Below are 19,281 nucleotides of genomic sequence, written 5' to 3' on the forward strand. Positions count from 1 at the left end.
TGATGGTGAATAGCTTGTTAAAATCTGTTTAATTGCCGTGTAACAAAATCTACATTCGGTAGACTAATGAGGAAACACGCTAATTATATGAAAAGACTTTTACCATTATTTATAGGCTTAATTGGTATTTCAAGTGCTAAAGCACAGCTTCCCACGGCCGGAGGCGCATCAAAAGTTACCGTTACAGGTAGAATAACTGCCATCATTATCGATTCGGTAACCAATAAACCCGTTGATTATGCAACCGTTTCTTTAATCAAAGTTAAAGATAACAAGTCTGTTAACGGTGGGTTAACGGATGATAAAGGAAAAGTGGTGATCCAGAATATTGCACCTGATCAGTATAAATTGTCGATCGGTTTTATGGGTTATGTAACGAAGTCAATTTCGGTTAAAACTACCCCGGAACGCCCCGACAATAACGTAGGTACAATTTTGCTGACGCCTACTGCAAGTAATTTAAAGGAGGTGGAAATCTCTGGTCAGAAAGCCATGGTGGAGAATAAAATCGACAGAATGGTGTATAATGCTGACCAGGATGTTACCCTTGCTGGTGGTACTGCAGGTGATGTAATGCGAAAAGTACCACTGCTTTCTGTAGACATCGATGGCAATGTGACTTTACGCGGGTCTGCGGTTAAAGTATTGATCAATGGCAAGCCATCCGGCACAATGGCCAACAGTGTAGCCGACGCGCTGAAAATGATCCCTGCTGAGGAAATAAAAACGGTAGAGGTGATTACAAGTCCTTCCGCAAAATATGATGCAGAAGGTTCTGGTGGAATCATCAACATCATCACTAAGAAGAAAACCGCCCAGGGTGTAAGTGGTTCGGTAAATACTTCTGTAGGTACCCGGCAGAATAATGGTAATGTGAGCCTGAATGCAAAAAAGGGCCGTCTGGGATTTACCAGTAATGTGGGAACACAATATGCCATTCCTCAGGAAACCAATGTGGTATTATTTAACGATAACTACATCACAAACAACAGCATTTTGCAGAATGGGTTTACAAAAGCAAAGCGCTGGGGCTACAATGGTAGCGCAGGTTTGGATTATGATATCAATAATTACAATAGCTTGTCTACCAATATCAAGTTCAACAGGTTTGAAAATGGATCTAATGGTTCTGTGGGAGTTTCCAATATCAATCCTGCGGCTAATAGCATCGATTTCTCCAGGTTTTCAGATAATTCGATGGTATTTAAAAACATGGACTGGAGTGCCGACTACAGAAAAACAACCAAAAAAGAAGGTGAGGAATTTGCTTTGCTCGCACAAGCTTCTTTTGGAAGAAATGAAAATCAATTTAACACCATTGACCGCATGCCGAATGGTGATATCAACATTAACGGTGACAATACAGGTAAAAACAATGAATATACCGTTCAATCGGATTACACTTATCCCTTTAGTAAAACAACCGTTCTGGAAACAGGCTTAAAAGGTATATTTAGAAATATTCAGAGCAAATACCAGGATACTGATCAAAATTTTGATTATGACCAGAATGTAGGCGCTGCCTATGGGGTAATCAGTTTTCAACTGGCCAAGAAAACAACGTTAAAAGGTGGGCTGCGTGCAGAATATACCAAAATTGCCGGACAGGCGGGTTCAGTGCTGAACTTTGACAATGATTATTTTAACCTGTTTCCAAGTGCGATCATCTCTCAGACTTTGAAAGGAAATTCAACCTTGAAACTGAGCTATAACAGAAGGATGTCCCGTCCAAGTTTATACTATTTAAATCCTTTCCTGAATCAAAATGACCCGGAAAATCAAACACAAGGGAACCCTGGTTTAAGTCCGGAGTTAAGCGATAACATGGAGCTGGGTTATTCAACCTATATCAAAGGTTCGGTGATCAATGCATCGGTTTTCTACAGAAATACAAGTGATGTGATCGAAAACGTGTTTACGCCAGCCCAAAAGCTAACTTCCTATTTCAACGTTGGCACAAGGAAATCTTATGGTGCCAGTGCTTTTGCATCTTATAGCCCTAAACCAAAATGGACTTTAATGGGGAATTTTAACGTCAATTCCTATGAAGTGGAGTCTTTAACCACTGGCTTGACGACAGGTGTGAAATGGAATTACAGTGCTTTTATGCGCTCGGCACTTTCAGTTAAAGGCGGATGGAATACGGAAATATTTAGTGTTTTCAATGGCCCAAGGTATACTTTCCAGGGTAAATCTGGCGCTATGGCTTTCTATGGCGGTGCAGTGAAAAAGGAAATCCTGAAGAAAAAAGGAACTGTAGGATTAAATGTGTTCAATATTTTCTCCAGGGACCTGCATATAGAATCTGTTAATCAATCTGCCTCATTCTTACAGAGCACCAATATTTACTATCCGATACGCTCGTTTGGTGTAAACTTTAGCTACAGTTTCGGAAGCATGAACTTTAACCCGACGCCAAAGAAAAGGAAGATCAATAATGATGATCAGAAACAAGGTGAACAACAAGGTGGCATCGGCGCCGGAACAGGGCAATAAGGTTATGATTTCTTTACGCTCTTCAGGATCATCAGGTTCAATGGATTCATGGGGTAACCCGAGATGTTGTTCTGAAGCATAACCACCGACTGATCGTAATAAATAGGCACAATGGAAGCATGTTCCAGAATCATGTTATCCATCTGGTGATATAAGGCAAAGCGTTTTTGAGCATCTTCTTCATAATAGCTTTGCTCAAATAACCTGTCGAAATCATCATTAAAATAGCCCGTGTAATTTGGTCCGAAAGGCACACGGTTTTTAGAATAAAATACACTGAGGTAATTTTCTGCATCGGGATAATCTGCAATCCAGGATCCCCTGAAGAAAGTTACCTCATTTTTTGACATCATATCACGCAGGCTGGCTGCGGGATTAACTTCTACCTTCACCTTTATACCGATTTCACTTAACTCGCCCTGTATAAATTCAATGAGGTCGCGGGAAGTGGTGGATGCACTTAAGGTCACTAAAGGCATGCCTTTACCATCGGGATAACCAGCCTCAGCTAATAACGCTGCGGCTTTTTTAGGATTGTAAACATAACCTTTAACGGCGGTGCTGTCAAAACCAGGCATTCCGGCAGGCACAAAACCTGAAGTAGCCGGAGATCCGATACTGTTGCGCAGGTATTTAATCAGCTTCTTCTTGTCGATCGCATAATTAATGGCCTGTCGTACTTTCTTGTTCCGTAACGGGGAGTTTTTAACAATCGTTTTATTGGTATCCACTAATATACCCAGGTATTCGGTACACAGGTAAGGGCCTTTCCTGATTTGAAATTCGCCCTTGTACTTGCTGGTCATTTTACCGCTCTTCGTTAAAATATCATCACGGTAACTGCCATCAACCTTATCAAAAAAGTCAAGTTCTTTTTTAATGAAGTTCATGAAAGCACTCTGTTTATCGTTGATAAAAGTAACTTTAACTGCATCTAAATAGGGTAGTGGGGTGTTGCCTTCTTTCTCCCAGTATTTTTCATTTTTAAGCAGCACCAAAATCTCGTCTTCCTTCCAGTATTTAAATTTAAAAGGTCCTGTGCCTACGGGGTTACTGCGGAAATCTTTGCCATAGTGCTGCACGACTTCTTTAGGAACCACTGAACAATATTGCGCCGTAAGCAGGCTCATAAAAGCAGGGAAAGGTTTTACCAGAGTGATCTGGAAGGTGCTGTCGTTTAAAGCACTGAAACTCGTGGCATCTTTCACTTTATCACTAAAGATCCAGCCTCCTGAAGAGCCTACTTTAGGGTCGATAAGCCGGTTAAAGCTGTATACAAAGTCATCTGCAATTACTTTTCTGCCTTTTCCGCCCGCGAATTGAGGGTGGTCGTGGAAATAAACATCATCACGCAGGTTGAAGGTGTAAACGAGTCCGTCGGCAGAAATCTGCCATGTTTTGGCAATAGAAGGAATGGTGTTCAGTCCGGTGTCTACCTGCACTAAACCATTGAATATCTGGTTAATCATCCAGATGGCATTCTGGTTCCTGGCAAAAGCCGGATCCATGGAAGTAAGGCCCTGGTCGATGTTAAAGTTAAAAACCTTTTTGTCGCTGTTCGAGTCGCTGTTGGTACACGAAACAATCATTAACAAAGATAGAATCCAAAAAATATTTTTAATCATACGGTGCATCTGTTCAGGAATACTAATTTTGCACCAAAGTAATAAAATAAATCGCTATGTCTTTTTTAAATGCCGTTATAAATACTGTTGGAGATGATTTTTTGAAGGAACAACTTCAGGATCGGGTTGATATTGTAAGACATAAGATAAAATTTATGGATAAGGTTCCTGTGGTGGTGCTGAATGCAGATAACCAGGTGAACCACGAGTTGGATGAGTTGCTGGTCATTGCAGGTGCAGAATTGCAGGATGATCCAATCCAGGCGAAGGTGGCGATTTACCTGGAGCCGGGAAGCAGTATGCTGAACCTGATGGGCCTTATGCCTTCCTTAATTCAGCATGAATGGCCTGCAGCGGAATACAACCGATTATATTTACTGGAGCCATTGCAGGGTGATTTAACCAATCCTGCTTATTTAATCGAAGTGCTGGAAGACCTTGCTGAAATTCTATATCCCGGTTATTTTGTTTTCGGCAATGAAGGCAAATCCTGGGTGAGCTTCAGTGTTTAAAATTCTATAAATTTATCCATCTGCTCTGCCGTATATTTTAGGGTATCTTCCTTAAATAAATCATGACTGTCGTTCATCTCCAGTTTGATGGAGGAAAGGTGTAAACGCAGTGGCATCACATTTAAATGCAGGTAACTGCAGATGCCGGCAAAATGATCGATGCCACGGATGTTACCATATTTACCGGAGGATAAGCCGACCAGACATGCTTTTTTATTGTGAAAACTATCTGGAAAGTCACAGGCATCAATGAAGGTTTTTAAGACGCCGGGAAAGCTGCCATTGTATTCGGGAATGATAAAGAGAAACTTTTCCGTGCTGCTAACCATTTCCTGGATCGGTTGAAAAGCCTGACTGCGTTTGCCATATAAATCAGTTTTGATCAGGTTATCTGGTAAATCTTCAAGGCTGAAAAGTTTTGTTTGCTGTCCGCGTTCTAAGAGAGATTTTTGATAATATTTTGCTAATTTGAGCGTATTGCTTTGAGGTCTGTTAGTGCCGGATATAATCGTAATCATTAAAAAAGTGTTAATAAGATGTTTAAAACACTTATTGCATTAACTGCATATATGGCAATAAGTTTGTATCTTAGCTAATCATTAAAAAGTGCCTGAAATATACAAAAATAGCATTATTTGATGTAATAAACCCAATAATAATTAAGCCTCAGGTAGATATTTATAATTTTTAAGAAGATAAATGAGTAAAATTATTGCACTGGCAAATCAAAAGGGTGGCGTAGGTAAAACTACCTCATCAATTAATTTAGCCGCTAGTTTAGCTGTATTAGAGTATAAAACCCTATTAGTTGACGCAGATCCCCAGGCCAACTCCACTTCAGGTATTGGTTTCGATCCCCGAAATATAAAGAACAGTATTTATGAGTGTATCATCAATGATGTAGAGCCTTCGGAGGCCATACAGAAAACAGATACACCGAATTTAGATTTATTGCCTGCACATATTGACCTGGTTGGTGCGGAGATCGAAATGATCAACTTAACCAGCAGGGAATATAAAATGAAGGCAGTACTGGAGAAAATTAAAGACCAGTATGATTTCATTATCATCGACTGTTCCCCATCTTTAGGTCTGATTACCATCAATGCCCTAACAGCGGCGGATTCGGTAATTATTCCGGTTCAATGCGAATATTTCGCTTTGGAAGGACTTGGTAAATTGTTGAATACCATCAAGATTGTACAAACCAGGCTAAACCCTGAGCTGGAAATCGAAGGTATTCTACTGACCATGTATGATGTGCGCCTGCGCCTTTCTAATCAGGTAGTGGAAGAAGTAAGAACACATTTCCAGGACCTGGTTTTTGATACGATTATCCAGCGGAATACACGTTTAAGTGAAGCACCGAGTTACGGTATTTCGGTGATCATGCACGATGCCAATTGTAAAGGTGCGATAAATTACCTGAACCTTGCCAGAGAAATAGTCCGTAAAAATGGATTGGTTGGTCAGGTTGAGAATTTGAAAACTGCTATATAAATAAAACTTAATGACATCTTTTCAGCGAAAAACAGGTTTAGGTAAAGGATTAAGTGCGCTTTTAGATGACAACGATACAGTTCATCAGCAAAAAAGCCCGCTGAACCGTCAAGGCCATGAAGCTTCACAGGCACCACGCCAGGAGAACAGTATAGGCGAAATCAGCATTTCTGCAATTGAAACCAATCCTTATCAACCACGGACTGAATTTGATCAGGTTGCTTTAAATGAACTTACAGAATCTATAAAGGCCCAGGGCTTGATACAGCCGATTACAGTAAGAAAGATTGCTACAAATAAATATCAATTAATTTCCGGTGAACGCCGTTTAAGGGCTTCCAAGCTTGCCGGGCTAACCGAAATTGCTGCCTACGTTAGAAGTGCCAATGATCAGCAAATGCTGGAAATGGCGCTGATTGAGAATATCCAGCGTGAGAATTTAAATGCGATCGAGGTGGCGTTGAGCTTTCAGCGCATGATGGAAGAATGTAACCTTAAACAGGAGCAATTGGGCGAAAGGGTAGGTAAGAATCGCAGTACCGTGACGAATTATTTGCGCCTGCTAAAATTACCTCCGGTAATTCAAGTTTCCATCCGTGACCAGAAGATTTCTATGGGTCATGCCCGTGCATTAATTAATGTGGAAGGTGTTGACAAACAGTTGTTTCTGCACCAGGAAATTATTGATAAAGGACTTTCGGTAAGGAAAGTGGAAGAGCTGGTACGTAGCCTGAACAGTATGCAGCTAAAGCCTAAAACTGGCAAACAAGCTGTGGCTGCCCCCTTTGAATACCAGAAATTGCAGAAAGACCTGGCTTCCAGGTTTGCTTCAAAAGTGAAGTTGAAAGTCGGACAGAATGGAAAGGGTGCTATTGAGATTCCCTTTGTTTCTGATGATGATTTAAACAGGATATTAGAGTTATTAGATTGGTAATGTCTAAAATTATATGGGTTTCGGTTATTTTGTTTTTTGCTGTTTTTTCGGCGAATGCACAGGATCCAATTGACTTGAAAAAAGACAGTGCAGCTGCAAAAACGGCCAAAATTGATACCCTGAAGCCCGTTTATGTTAATCCGGGTAAAATTGCCGGTCGTCGTGCGGCCATCCGTTCTGCTATTCTTCCTGGTATGGGGCAGATTGGTAATGGGGTTACCGTATACCGTATTGCTAAAGTGGCTGCGATTTATACCGGTGCTACCTTACTGACTCTTTCTTATATTGACAATGACAAGCAATACAAGCGTTATTTAACAGAGTTGCAATACCGTGTGGAACATAACAATGAGAGTCCTCCGGGAAGTGACCTGACTCCTTACACTACCGACCGCTTAACCATTGCGAAAGACACTTTTGCCCGTAATAAATGGGTGATCATATTTTCTTATGGTGCTTTATATGCCGTAAATATTATTGAAGCCTATGTGGATGCGCGACTGAAACATTTTGACGTAGGGGACGACCTTTCGTTAAAGTTTTCACCGAGCTTCAATGCAGGTGCTCATCCCATGTACGGTTATCATGCGATTGCTCCGGGTCTGAAAATTACCTTGAGGTTGTAAGAAGCTAATAAAAATATAAACCCAATGAAACCATCATAAGCTTGCAGCTTACAAAAGCAACAGACATAAGCTCATGATAGCTTCATCACCTATAAAAAACAACATAAATCCAATGAAAATAGCTTTACTAGGATATGGTAAAATGGGCCAGATTATAGAGCGTTTTGCTTTAGAAAGAGGCCATGAGGTAGTCTTAAAAGTAAATATCGACAACCTGGAAGATTTAACAGTTTCAAACTTACGTAAGGCAGATGTGGCGATCGATTTCAGTGCGCCTGATGCTGCTTTAAGTAATATTTATACTTGCTTTGAGGCTAATATTCCTGTGGTTGTAGGTACTACTGGCTGGTATGGCGAACTGCAGCAGGTAAAAAATGATTGTCTGAGCCGTAACAACACCTTGCTTTATGGATCAAACTTTAGCATTGGGGTAAACCTGTTCTTTCACGTGAACGAGGTCATGGCCAAATTAATGAATGGCTATCCGGCTTATGACGTTCAGGTAGAAGAGATACACCATACCGAGAAACTCGATTCGCCAAGTGGTACAGCCATGACCATCGCTGAGGGGATTATTGAGAACATGGACAGGAAAACGGAATGGATCAATGAGGTGGAAGGGACTCCTTTTGAGGAGGTGCTGAAGCCCGACCAGTTATTAATTACTTCGCAAAGGGTTGAAAATGTTCCGGGAACGCATACGGTAATTTACAGCTCTGAAGTGGATGATATTGAATTAAGACATACAGCACACAGTCGTGCGGGCTTTGCATTAGGTGCTGTGATAGCTGCTGAATGGCTGGAGCACAAACAAGGCTTTTATAACATTTCGGACATCTTTAATTTTAACAAATAACTATATATGAACTGGAAGTTCGGGCAAAAAAGTGAGGATGCCAATCCAATAATTACGGATGAAAATCCAAAAAAGAAGAAATCAAAAGGCAGAGAATGGGCAGATGCCATCATTTTTGCCGTTGTTGCTGCTACTATTATCAGGGTGTTTTTCATCGAGGCTTACACCATTCCTACAGGATCAATGGAGCGATCTTTGCTGGTTGGGGACTTCCTTTTTGTGAGTAAAGTCAATTATGGTGCACGGATCCCGATGACGCCTGTGGCTTTTCCTTTTGCTCATCATACCATGCCCATCACAGGTACCAAAGCTTATTATGATGGTATTCAATGGAAATACAGAAGGTTACCTGGCTTATCTGATATTAAAAGAAATGATGTTGTAGTTTTTAACTTTCCCCATGGTGATACGGTTGCACTGGAACAACAGGATCAGGATTATTATCACATGGTAAGGACCCTGGGCAGAGAAAGTATACACAGTCAGTATACCATTACCAGCAGGCCTGTTGACAAGCGTGAGAATTACATTAAACGTTGTATAGGTATTGGTGGCGATGTAGTGAGTATGAGCAATGGCGTGGTTTCTGTAAATGGTAAACCTGAAAAACTGATCAAGACTGGTCAGATTTCTTATGCTGTTGAATTTAATACAGCGGATGTTAACTTCTCTATTTTTGAGGATATGGGCTTCAACCTTCAGCAGGAAATTACAGGACTGGCGGAAAACACTTACGAGTTTACGGGTACTGAAACCATGATGAATGAAGTGCGTAAGCTTAACTTTGTGAAAAGTGTGAAGGAAAACACTATCCCCGCCGGACAGCAGGATTTAGCTGTTTTTCCTTACGATGCTAACAAAAACTGGAACGTGGATAATTTTGGTCCCATTACCATTCCGAAAAAAGGAATGACCGTTACTTTAGATAGCCTGAATTTGCCACTGTACGAAAGAAGTATTAGTGTTTACGAAGGTAACAAGCTGGAAAAAGTTGGGAATGATATTTTAATCAATGGTGTAAAAACCAATCAGTATACTTTTAAAATGGATTATTACTGGATGATGGGTGATAACAGGCATAATTCTTTGGATTCCCGCTATTGGGGATTTGTGCCTGAGGACCATATCGTAGGTAAAGCCTTATTTATCTGGATGAGTTACGATACCAATGGTTCCTTCCTGGGTAAAATCAGATGGAACAGGTTATTATCAGGGATAAACTAAAAGCTTTTCAATATTCATTTTCTCAGCAATGGCATTCAAGTCATTAACAACGGCATCAATTAAAGGGATGCCGTTTTTTTTGCGTTCTATTTCAAACGCAAATTCCGGTTCTCCGGGGATGATGACTTTTTTATCGGCATCAATAGTGCCTGAGTTTTTAAATCTTTCTATCCAGTTATCCAGGTGGTTTTTGAAGTCTTCTTTAGGACGGAAACCATCAACACGCATGGCGCCAACAAAATGTCCTATCCCATCGCCGACAGGATCTGTCGGTGGATCTAAAAAAGCAACAAAAGGAGGTACCCAAGGGCCATAATTTGCACCGGAAAGTACAGCTGATAAGATGTCAACCGTAGCACCTAAGCCGTATCCTTTGTGACTACCATGGTCTTTATCACTCCCTAATGGCAACAAGGAGCCACCTTTTTTCAGCTCTTTGGGATCTGTAGAAGGATCGCCGTTTTTATCCTGCACCCATCCGCCGGGGATGGATTCATTCGCTCTTTCCGCAATTTCAAGTTTGCCGTTTGCTGCAGCCGCTGTGGCCATATCTACAATTACCGGAGGGTATTTCCCCGCAGGAAAGGCGTAGCACATGGGGTTGGTACCCAACAAGCGCTCACTGGAATAGGTAGGGGCAACCAAAGGACTGGCATTAGTCATGCTGATCCCAATCATGTCTTGTTCCACAGCCATCAAGGCATGGTAACCGGCAATGCCAAAATGGTTGGAGTTTTTTACAGCCACCCAGCCGCTGCCATAGGTTCTTGCTTTCTCTATTGCGATTTTCATGGCAAAAGGGGCAACGACAAGGCCAAGGCCACGATCTCCATCTACCGTTGCCGTAGTGGCCGTTTCGTGTACTATTTTAATATCTGGTGTGGCATTGATGCGTTTCTTCTCCCAAAGGCGAACATAGCCAGTTAAGCGGGCAACACCGTGAGAATCAATGCCCCGTAAATCTGATTTTAACAATACATCAGCAGCAAGAGAAGCATCTGCCTCATTGCAGCCCATCGTTAAAAATACACGTTCTGTAAATGTCCGTAATCGCTCTTCAGTAAAAGTATGGAAAATCATAAATCGGTATTAAGCATAAAGAATTGTAAATTGAAATTTCAAAGGTTGAAATCCATCCAGGAGGGATTGGAGGAAATCGTCTCCATAGATAATGTACAAAGGTGCAATGTTGACTACCCTTTCCTGTAATACACCGGAAGGAAAAAGCCTGTTTTTTAAACCGTCTATCTGGTTCAGAGAAGTCACATGCTTGCGTTTTTCAGCGCGGAGCATTTTCTTTTCGAGGTTGTAAATGAGTTTTATGGCTTTAGTTTTCGCACTGTCCGCAGATGGAGAAAGCGTTTTGTCAATTTTGTAGGCATCCAGTTTAATGTGGTCAAACAGGGTGGTAATGGCCCTGCGCTCATCTTCCAGGCTCAACTCTAAATTGACATGAGTTTTGATCCAATTGTTTTTCAATTCTATGTTCGTCAGGAAAAGATCTTTGTAACTGATGCCGAGGATGTGCATTTTGCGGGCACTCTGTGTATCAATGACCATGGCAGAATTGCGAAGGAGCAATACAGGGTATGGGATTTTATAAAAGTCGAAATTACTTTTAAGCTGCAGCCAATAGGTTACTTCGGCACCACCCCCAATATAGGCAAGGTTGGGCAGAATGAGTTCCTCATACAAAGGCCGCATGACCACATTGGGACTAAAGCGTTCGGGAAAGTTATTGATTTCTTGTTTCAGGGTATCCCTGGTAAAGGTAATGGAGGTGTTATTGACCTGGTATTCACCACCAACTTCAATGATCCGTTCCCTCAGCTGGTCGGTCATGTAAAAGAAATTGATCTCTCTGGGGTTCACCTGTGGTTTATAGCCACTCACTTCCAGGGCTTCATTGGCCGCACTGATATTTCTGAAACTGTTTTGTTCGGTGATGTCCTGGAACACAAGAGGAGCAAACTGTTGTTTTAAGCAGCGTTCATCGGCATCCAGGCAAATCAGGCCTTGGTCACCAAATAAACCATTGACCAATTCCCTTGTTGCGGCAACCAGGGTTTGATGACCGCCATATGCTTTCTCTACCAGAGCGGCTAATTTTTCACCATTTTCGCTGATGCCGAGGTAACCTTTATAAGTACCAAGCACATCCTGGATATCCTGGGTATTTAATCTGCCGGTTGCACCTGCAGCTTGCTTTTCCCACCTCAGCATTTTATCCTCAATCTTTACATGGTTGATTTCCTCGAAATCATGATCTTCGGTAGCCATCCAGTAAAGTGGGACAAAGTTATATTCCGGAAATTGCTGTTTTAATTCTCTGGCCAGATTAATGGCCGTCACGATTTTATAAATGAAATATAAAGGACCGGTGAAAATATTGAGCTGGTGACCAGTCGTAATGGTGAAAGTTTTTTTATCGCCCAGCAGCTGGATATGGTCAGCTACCTGCTCCGTGATCGTCATGCCTGCATATTGCTTTTGCAATACTTCAACAAGAAGTTCCCTGTTCAAATTCCTGTTTTCCTGGGCAATGGCCTGCTTAAAGCCAGTGATGTCCGGGCGATATTGGTAGAAAGGCTGGAGGACGTCTTTCCCGTCTAAGTAATCTAATACAATAGTGGAAAAGGAATTGGTGTCTTTGTAAGATATGTATTTGGCAAGCATCGGTACGAATTTAAGTTAATAAACTATAATTCACAGCCCCCAATCTTTATTTTACAATTTGTCCATACAGATCAAAATCTTCTGCACGGTCAATTTTCACCTTCACAAAGCTGCCATTTGCGGCATAACCCGTGCTTGCATCAATTAGAACTTCATTATCAACCTCAGGAGAGTCAAATTCCGTACGACCAATAAAGTAATCACCTTCTTTTCTGTCGATTAAAACTTTATAGGTATTACCGATTTTTTCCTGGTTAATATCGAAAGATATACCTTGTTGCAATTCCATAATGGCATCTACACGTTCTTGTTTAACCTCTGCAGGCACATCATCTACCAATTGGTGAGCATGTGTTTTTTCTTCATGAGAATAAGTGAAGCAACCCAAACGGTCAAAACGGGTATCTTCCACCCAACTCAGCATTTCCTCAAAGTCTTGTTCAGTTTCACCAGGGTAACCACAAATTAAGGTGGTACGCATGGCTATTCCTGGAACTTTATCCCTGATCTGGTTAACGATATCGATGGTTTTCTGTTTGGTGATACCACGACGCATCGATTTTAACATATTATCTGTGATGTGCTGTAAAGGCATATCCAGGTATTTACAGATGTTTTCACGCTCGTTCATGGCATCCAGGATTTCCATAGGGAAACCGGAAGGATAAGCATATTGCAACCTGATCCATTCAATGCCATTGACATCAGAAAGGCGTCTTAACAATTCATCAAGGTTACGTTTGCCGTAAATATCAAGACCATAATAAGTAAGGTCCTGTGCAATTAAAATCAATTCTTTGGTACCATTGGCCGCCAGGATCTTTGCTTCGTTTACCAGCTCGTTCATATCGCGGGAAACATGTTTACCACGCATTAACGGAATAGCACAGAAAGAACAAGGACGGTTACAGCCTTCAGCAATTTTAAAATAAGCAAAATGTGAAGGTGTTGTTAACAACCTTTCACCAATCAGTTCATGTTTGTAATTAGCACCAAGGGAGTGGAGGATGTTGTTTAAATCGTTGGTCCCAAAATATGCATCAACATTAGTAATTTCAGCTTCAAGCTCAGGTTTATAGCGTTCAGACAAGCAGCCTGTTACAATAACTTTTCCAACTTTACCTGCTTCTTTTAGTTCGCTATACTGTAATATAGTGTCAATTGATTCCTGTTTGGCATTGTCAATAAAGCCACAGGTGTTGATAACGATGATATCATCTTTTCCAACTTTATCAGATTCATGAACCACGTCCATATTATTTCCGCGTAATTGACCCATTAAAACCTCCGAATCGTAGATGTTTTTTGAGCAGCCCAGGGTAATGACATTAATTTTAGGCTTTTTAACAGGTGTTATTTTGGAGGTGACTTTAGTATTCATGATTTGTATTTAAATTCCGGAATCCGGAAGTATTTAATGTATTTGAATCGTCATCCCGGACTCCGTTCCGGGATCCGTTAAATAGGTCCCGGAACGGAGTCCGGGATGACGACTATTAATCAAATAAGCTATCAACGAAAGCTTTTTTATCAAACAGCTGGAGATCGTTCACACTTTCACCCACGCCAATATATTTTACAGGTATTTTAAACTGGTCAGAAATACCAATCACCACACCACCCTTAGCCGTACCATCTAATTTGGTAATGGCGAGGGCATTCACGTCAGTAGCTTCGGTAAATTGTTTACATTGTTCAAAAGCATTCTGGCCGGTAGATCCGTCAAGAACCAGGAGAATCTCATGGGGTGCATTCGGGATTACCTTTTGCATCACATTTTTAATCTTTCCAAGTTCGTTCATCAATCCAATTTTATTGTGAAGGCGACCAGCAGTATCGATGATCACTACATCTTCTTTATTGGCAACGGCAGATTGTAAAGTATCGAAAGCAACGGAAGCAGGATCAGAACCCATGGCCTGAGCAACAACACGTACACCAACACGCTCGCCCCAAAGTTTAATTTGCTCCACAGCAGCAGCACGAAAAGTATCAGCAGCGCCAAGCACTACTTTCAGGTTTTCTGCCTTAAGTTTATGTGCCAGTTTTCCAATGGTGGTTGTTTTACCAACACCATTTACGCCAACCACCATAATCACATAAGGCTTGTGATCACCGTATTCAAATTTACGGAAATCGTTACTGTTGTTCTCTGCCAGCAGCAGTTGAATTTCCTCTCTTAATAAGCGGTGAAGCTCGGAGGTAGATAAATATTTGTCTTTCGCTACACGTTCCTGTATGCGGTCAATAATTTTTAGTGTAGTGGAAACACCCACATCAGAGGTCACAAGTACCTCCTCCAGGTTATCGAGCACATCATCATCCACTGTTGATTTTCCGGCAACAGCTTTAGTGATTTTATTTAAAAAACCAATCTTCGTTTTCTCTAATCCCTTGTCCAGTGCTTCCCTGGCTTCCGGAGCGGACTCCTTTTTCTTGAAAAAATCAAATAAACCCATACGAATGTTTAGAAAAACAAAAAAAGCCCTCCCATTTAGAAGGGACGGCTCTAATATTATAAAATATTGAGATTACTTGCCTCCCTGAGGTGCAGTAATAGCTTCTTTTACGTGTTCGTTGTGAACCATAACTTCTTTGAAAGAATATGCACCTGTAACAGGTGATTTAGTCATCGTGATAACTTTTGAATATTCTTTTCCATTACCCGTCTTAAGGGTTGCAACTACTTTTTTTGCCATGATCTAATAGATTGTATTGTTGAAATACTAAACGTATTACTTAATTTCTTTGTGTACGGTTACTTTTTTCAATACTGGATTGAATTTTTTCAATTCTAATCTTTCAGTAGTGTTTTTACGGTTTTTAGTAGAGATATATCTAGACATACCAGGCATGCCGCTAGTTTTATGCTCTGTACACTCTAGAATAACTTGTACTCTGTTACCTTTCTTTGCCATTTTATTATACTTGTTAACAGGTTATTTACCTGCAATTGTTTTTACAAAAATCCTTTTTTCACGAAGCGGTTGATTGCTTCAGTAATACCAATTTTATTGATGGTTTTGATAGCTGAAGTAGATACTTTCAGTGTTATCCAACGATCTTCTTCAGGAATATAAAATTTCTGAAGTTGTAAGTTGGGATAAAACTTACGCTTCGTTTTAACGTTTGAGTGAGAAACATTAAAACCTGTCATCGCCATTTTTCCGGTTAAATCACAAACTCTAGACATGCCTTTAAATATATGTTGTTAATTATTAGTCGCTTATTTTTTTAAGAGTGTGCAAATATCCAAATAATAATCGTAACCACCAAGACAGTGTTCAATAATTTTCAAAATATTGTGTTTCTCCTTCTCACAAGCCTTCTTTCTTGGTCACAAAGTTAGAAAAAACACTTATATTATGGCTATTTACTTTCATATAGCTTTTAAATAAACCTATATTTGAATCTTGAGTTAATAAAAATTGAACCACATTATGCAAATTACATCTTTGGATGAGTACAAAGAACAGTACCAATTAAGCGTTGAACAGCCTGAGGAATTTTGGGCGGGAATAGCCGACACTTTTTTATGGAGAAAGAAATGGGATAAGGTATTGACCTGGAATTTCAGTGAACCCAATATCAAATGGTTTGAAGGCGGTAAATTAAATATCACTGAAAATTGCCTTGACCGCCACCTGGAGAAAAGCGGCGATAAACCTGCCATTATCTGGGAGTCAAACGACCCTGAGAAGCGCAGTGTTACCCTTACCTATAAAATATTACATGAGCAGGTTTGCAGATTTGCCAATGTATTGAAGAAAAACGGCGTCCAGAAAGGCGACCGTGTCTGCGTTTATATGCCAATGGTGCCAGAACTTGCTATTGCTGTTTTAGCATGTGCCCGTATTGGCGCCGTACATTCTGTTGTGTTTGGCGGTTTCTCCGCTAAATCAATTGCTGACCGTATCAATGATGCGGAGTGTAAGCTGGTGATTACCGCTGATGGCTCTTTTAGAGGTAACAAACAAATTCAGTTAAAAGAAGTTATTGATGATGCTTTAATCGGTTGTCCGACCGTAGAACGTGTGATCGTGCTTACCCATACCCGCACACCGGTATCCATGTTAAAAGGCCGTGATGTATGGTTTGAAGATGAACTTAAACTGGTCGATACGTTTTGTCCTGCAGAGGAAATGGACGCAGAAGATTTACTCTTTATTTTATACACTTCCGGTTCTACAGGCAAGCCAAAAGGTGTTGCCCATACCGTAGGGGGTTACATGGTTTACACCGGTTATACCTTTTCCAACGTATTTAATTACCAGCCTGATGAGGTGTTCTTTTGTACAGCAGATATTGGCTGGATCACAGGTCACTCCTACATTGTGTATGGCCCGCTTTCACAAGGGGCAACCACACTGATGTTCGAAGGAATCCCAACTTACCCTACACCATCAAGGCTATGGGAAGTCGTAGAAAAACATAAAGTCAATATTTTATACACGGCACCAACGGCTATCCGTTCGTTAATGAGCTTCGGCGACGAACCGCTGGAAGGGGCTGACTTAAGTTCTATTAGGGTTTTAGGCTCCGTAGGCGAACCTATCAATGAGGAAGCCTGGCATTGGTTTGATGAAAACATCGGCAAGAAGAAAGCGCCGATTGTGGATACCTGGTGGCAAACAGAAACCGGTGGCATCATGATCTCTCCAATTGCTTTTGTTACCCCAACAAAACCCGCTTATGCAACTTTACCTTTGCCAGGGATACAACCTGTATTGGTTGATGAGCAGGGCAAGGAAATTGAAGGAAATGGCGTGAATGGTAATCTATGTATCAAATTTCCATGGCCGGGTATGCTGCGTACACTTTATAAAGATCACGAGCGCTGTAAGCTAACTTATTTCTCTACCTATGAGAACCTGTATTTTACTGGCGACGGCTGTATGCGGGATGAAGACGGTTATTACAAGATTACCGGCAGGGTAGATGATGTGATCAATGTTTCCGGTCACAGAATTGGAACGGCAGAGGTGGAAAACGCAATCAATATGCACGCCGGTGTAGTAGAAAGTGCAGTTGTGGGCTATCCACATGAAGTAAAAGGACAAGGGATTTATGCCTTTGTAATTTACCCCAATCCCCATGGCGATGTGGACCTGACACGAAAAGACATCCTGCAAACGGTAACCCGTGTGATTGGCGCGATTGCTAAGCCAGATAAAATTTTATTTGTAACTGGCCTGCCAAAAACACGTTCAGGAAAAATCATGCGCAGAATTTTAAGAAAGATTGCCGAAGGTGATGTATCCAATCTGGGTGACATCAGTACCTTACTGGATCCAGCTGTGGTAGATGAAATTATAGGCAGCGCAAAGAAAGTTTAAGCAAACAATTCCATAAGTCAACTGTTATTAAATCAATCAACAGAATTGATAACTAAAAGATAGACTCATGGATAAGTTAGAATTGAAAGGTCAATGGAACGAACTTAAGGGTAAAGTTAAGCAAGCTTATGGTGATTTTACCGATGATGATTTGAAATATGAAGAGGGCAAAGACGACGAATTGTATGGACGGTTACAACAAAAAACCGGAAAAACAAGAGAAGAAGTTGTCGATTGGTTAAGATCTCTCTAATTCGATAGAAAAGTTAATCACTGTTTTGGCCAAGGTATTTTAAATTGCAGCTTAACTAATTCTTAGCAAAACAATACAGAATTAACTCATTGACTGAAAAGGCCCGGAATCATTCCGGGCCTTTTCTTGTTTAATTCACCCGGCCATGATGATCCCCAGCGTTAATCTACGTGTATGATATCTTTGCTGTTCATTAAGCCAACGATGACCGAAAGCTAAAGAATAAGGCCTTACGAACACCGGTCTGATAGGGGCCTGCTACCGACCTGGTACCGGAAAACCGATGAAAGCCCGGTTCGATAACGGTGTGAGCCCAGTGTTAGCTGTTGGTAAACATCAAGTGTTCCCTCACTGAAAACTAACTGATTTGCAACTTATTCTATGTAAATCTTGTATTTTTGTTTCTTTCAGAATTATAAACATACCAGTAACACATCCATATCTGCATGAAGAAACAGCAAGCAAGACCTACTATATTAGTCATCAACGACGATGGAATTACCGCTCCCGGCATTAAAAACCTCATTGAAGTAGTACAGAAGCTAGGTAATGTAGTGGTTGTTGCGCCAGACGGGCCACAATCAGGAATGGGACACGCCATTACCATCGGTAAGCCACTTCGCTTTGATAAAGTAGATTTATATGAAGGCGTAGAAATGTATAAATGTTCCGGTACACCTGTAGACTGTGTAAAACTAGCGGTGAACATTATATTTAAGGGTAAAAAGCCTGATCTCTGTGTTTCGGGAATCAACCACGGTTTAAACAACTCCATTAATGTGATTTATTCAGGCACTATGTCTGCCGCAGTAGAAGGGGCCATTGAATCTATTCCTTCTATCGGTTTTTCATTAGATGACTTTTCTCAGGAAGCTGACTTTGAGCCCTGCAAAAAGTTTGTACATACCATTTGTGAGCAGGTACTGGAGCATGGTTTGCCAGCCGCAACGCTTTTAAACGTTAATTTCCCCAAGGGTGATCATATCAAAGGGATTAAAGTATGCAGACAGGCCAATGCCAAGTGGGCGGAGGAGTTTGATGAACGTAAAGATCCACATGAAAGACCTTATTACTGGTTGACAGGTGTATTTCAGAATAACGACAAAGGAGAGGATACGGATGTATGGGCATTGGACCATGGTTATTGTTCAGTGGTCCCTGTTCAGTTTGACCTTACCGCACACCATGCTATCCCGGTTTTAAATACATGGGACTTTGATGTTAAGGAAAATTAAGGATCTCG

Annotated in this window: 19 protein-coding genes; 10 read left to right on the plus strand and 9 right to left on the minus strand. The window is 41.0% G+C overall.

Features of this window, described 5'->3' with window-relative positions; genetic code table 11:
• Positions 1–87 precede the first annotated feature (87 nt).
• Positions 88–2,496 (plus strand): TonB-dependent receptor domain-containing protein, encoded by a 2,409-nt coding sequence (locus WG905_RS18595; protein ID WP_339593267.1) that lies wholly within the window; start codon positions 88–90, stop codon positions 2,494–2,496.
• Between the two features lie 2 nt (positions 2,497–2,498).
• Here WG905_RS18595 and WG905_RS18600 read toward each other — a convergent pair whose 3' ends face one another.
• Entirely contained in the window at positions 2,499–4,085 is a 1,587-nt protein-coding gene (locus tag WG905_RS18600; protein WP_339593268.1) for an ABC transporter substrate-binding protein, read from the minus strand.
• Positions 4,086–4,177: 92 nt separating this feature from the next.
• Between WG905_RS18600 and WG905_RS18605 the strand changes: the two genes are divergently transcribed.
• Positions 4,178–4,633, plus strand: coding sequence for a hypothetical protein (locus WG905_RS18605; RefSeq protein ID WP_339593269.1), 456 nt, complete (start codon positions 4,178–4,180; stop codon positions 4,631–4,633).
• Here the strand turns inward: WG905_RS18605 and WG905_RS18610 are convergent.
• Positions 4,630–5,151 carry an NADPH-dependent FMN reductase gene (locus tag WG905_RS18610; protein WP_339593270.1) on the minus strand — a complete coding sequence of 174 codons (522 nt, stop codon included), beginning with the start codon at positions 5,149–5,151 and terminating at the stop codon, positions 4,630–4,632. The genes WG905_RS18605 and WG905_RS18610 overlap by 4 nt on opposite strands.
• Before the next feature lie 181 nt (positions 5,152–5,332).
• On the opposite strand from WG905_RS18610, the gene WG905_RS18615 reads away from it, so the two are divergent.
• From WG905_RS18615 to lepB, 5 genes are all read left to right on the plus strand, one after another.
• Positions 5,333–6,133 (plus strand): ParA family protein, encoded by an 801-nt coding sequence (locus WG905_RS18615; protein WP_339593271.1) that lies wholly within the window; start codon positions 5,333–5,335, stop codon positions 6,131–6,133.
• 10 nt (positions 6,134–6,143) lie between these two features.
• Positions 6,144–7,067, plus strand: coding sequence for a ParB/RepB/Spo0J family partition protein (locus WG905_RS18620; protein WP_339593272.1), 924 nt, complete (start codon positions 6,144–6,146; stop codon positions 7,065–7,067).
• The gene (locus tag WG905_RS18625) at positions 7,067–7,693 is read left to right on the plus strand and encodes a DUF5683 domain-containing protein (protein ID WP_339593273.1); all 627 of its coding nucleotides are present in this window, start codon (positions 7,067–7,069) and stop codon (positions 7,691–7,693) included. Before WG905_RS18620 ends, WG905_RS18625 begins: the two co-directional genes overlap by 1 nt.
• Before the next feature lie 112 nt (positions 7,694–7,805).
• Positions 7,806–8,549: a 4-hydroxy-tetrahydrodipicolinate reductase gene (gene dapB / locus WG905_RS18630; protein WP_339593274.1), complete on the plus strand. Its 744-nt coding sequence runs from the start codon at positions 7,806–7,808 to the stop codon at positions 8,547–8,549.
• Positions 8,550–8,555: 6 nt separating this feature from the next.
• Positions 8,556–9,773 (plus strand): signal peptidase I, encoded by a 1,218-nt coding sequence (gene lepB, locus WG905_RS18635; RefSeq protein WP_339593275.1) that lies wholly within the window; start codon positions 8,556–8,558, stop codon positions 9,771–9,773.
• Here lepB and WG905_RS18640 read toward each other — a convergent pair.
• The 7 genes from WG905_RS18640 to rpmB all read right to left on the minus strand — a co-directional run bounded on the left by WG905_RS18640 (position 9,759) and on the right by rpmB (position 15,642).
• Entirely contained in the window at positions 9,759–10,853 is a 1,095-nt protein-coding gene (locus tag WG905_RS18640; protein ID WP_339593276.1) for an Ldh family oxidoreductase, read from the minus strand. The genes lepB and WG905_RS18640 overlap by 15 nt on opposite strands.
• Before the next feature lie 9 nt (positions 10,854–10,862).
• Entirely contained in the window at positions 10,863–12,449 is a 1,587-nt protein-coding gene (gene bshC, locus WG905_RS18645) for a bacillithiol biosynthesis cysteine-adding enzyme BshC (RefSeq protein ID WP_339593277.1), read from the minus strand.
• Positions 12,450–12,495: 46 nt separating this feature from the next.
• Complete coding sequence (gene rimO, locus WG905_RS18650; RefSeq protein ID WP_339593278.1) at positions 12,496–13,830, minus strand: 30S ribosomal protein S12 methylthiotransferase RimO; 1,335 nt, start codon at positions 13,828–13,830, stop codon at positions 12,496–12,498.
• Positions 13,831–13,945: 115 nt separating this feature from the next.
• Positions 13,946–14,908 carry a signal recognition particle-docking protein FtsY gene (gene ftsY, locus WG905_RS18655; RefSeq protein WP_339593279.1) on the minus strand — a complete coding sequence of 321 codons (963 nt, stop codon included), beginning with the start codon at positions 14,906–14,908 and terminating at the stop codon, positions 13,946–13,948.
• Positions 14,909–14,980: 72 nt separating this feature from the next.
• Positions 14,981–15,148 carry a DUF4295 domain-containing protein gene (locus WG905_RS18660; protein ID WP_339593280.1) on the minus strand — a complete coding sequence of 56 codons (168 nt, stop codon included), beginning with the start codon at positions 15,146–15,148 and terminating at the stop codon, positions 14,981–14,983.
• Positions 15,149–15,184: 36 nt separating this feature from the next.
• Entirely contained in the window at positions 15,185–15,367 is a 183-nt protein-coding gene (gene rpmG / locus WG905_RS18665) for a 50S ribosomal protein L33 (RefSeq protein ID WP_008242799.1), read from the minus strand.
• Positions 15,368–15,408: 41 nt separating this feature from the next.
• Positions 15,409–15,642 (minus strand): 50S ribosomal protein L28, encoded by a 234-nt coding sequence (gene rpmB, locus WG905_RS18670; protein WP_108554931.1) that lies wholly within the window; start codon positions 15,640–15,642, stop codon positions 15,409–15,411.
• Positions 15,643–15,889: 247 nt separating this feature from the next.
• Between rpmB and acs the strand changes: the two genes are divergently transcribed.
• The 3 genes from acs (at position 15,890) to surE (ending at position 19,273) form a co-directional block, all read left to right on the plus strand.
• The gene (acs, locus tag WG905_RS18675) at positions 15,890–17,785 is read left to right on the plus strand and encodes an acetate--CoA ligase (protein WP_339593281.1); all 1,896 of its coding nucleotides are present in this window, start codon (positions 15,890–15,892) and stop codon (positions 17,783–17,785) included.
• Between the two features lie 67 nt (positions 17,786–17,852).
• A complete protein-coding gene (locus WG905_RS18680; protein ID WP_339593282.1) occupies positions 17,853–18,038 on the plus strand; it encodes a CsbD family protein in 186 nt (61 codons plus the stop codon).
• Between the two features lie 446 nt (positions 18,039–18,484).
• Positions 18,485–19,273 carry a 5'/3'-nucleotidase SurE gene (gene surE / locus WG905_RS18685; protein ID WP_339593283.1) on the plus strand — a complete coding sequence of 263 codons (789 nt, stop codon included), beginning with the start codon at positions 18,485–18,487 and terminating at the stop codon, positions 19,271–19,273.
• The last annotated feature ends 8 nt before the right edge of the window (positions 19,274–19,281 follow it).

This window comes from Pedobacter immunditicola (assembly GCF_037482985.1).
Taxonomy (GTDB): Bacteria; Bacteroidota; Bacteroidia; order Sphingobacteriales; family Sphingobacteriaceae; genus Pedobacter; species Pedobacter immunditicola.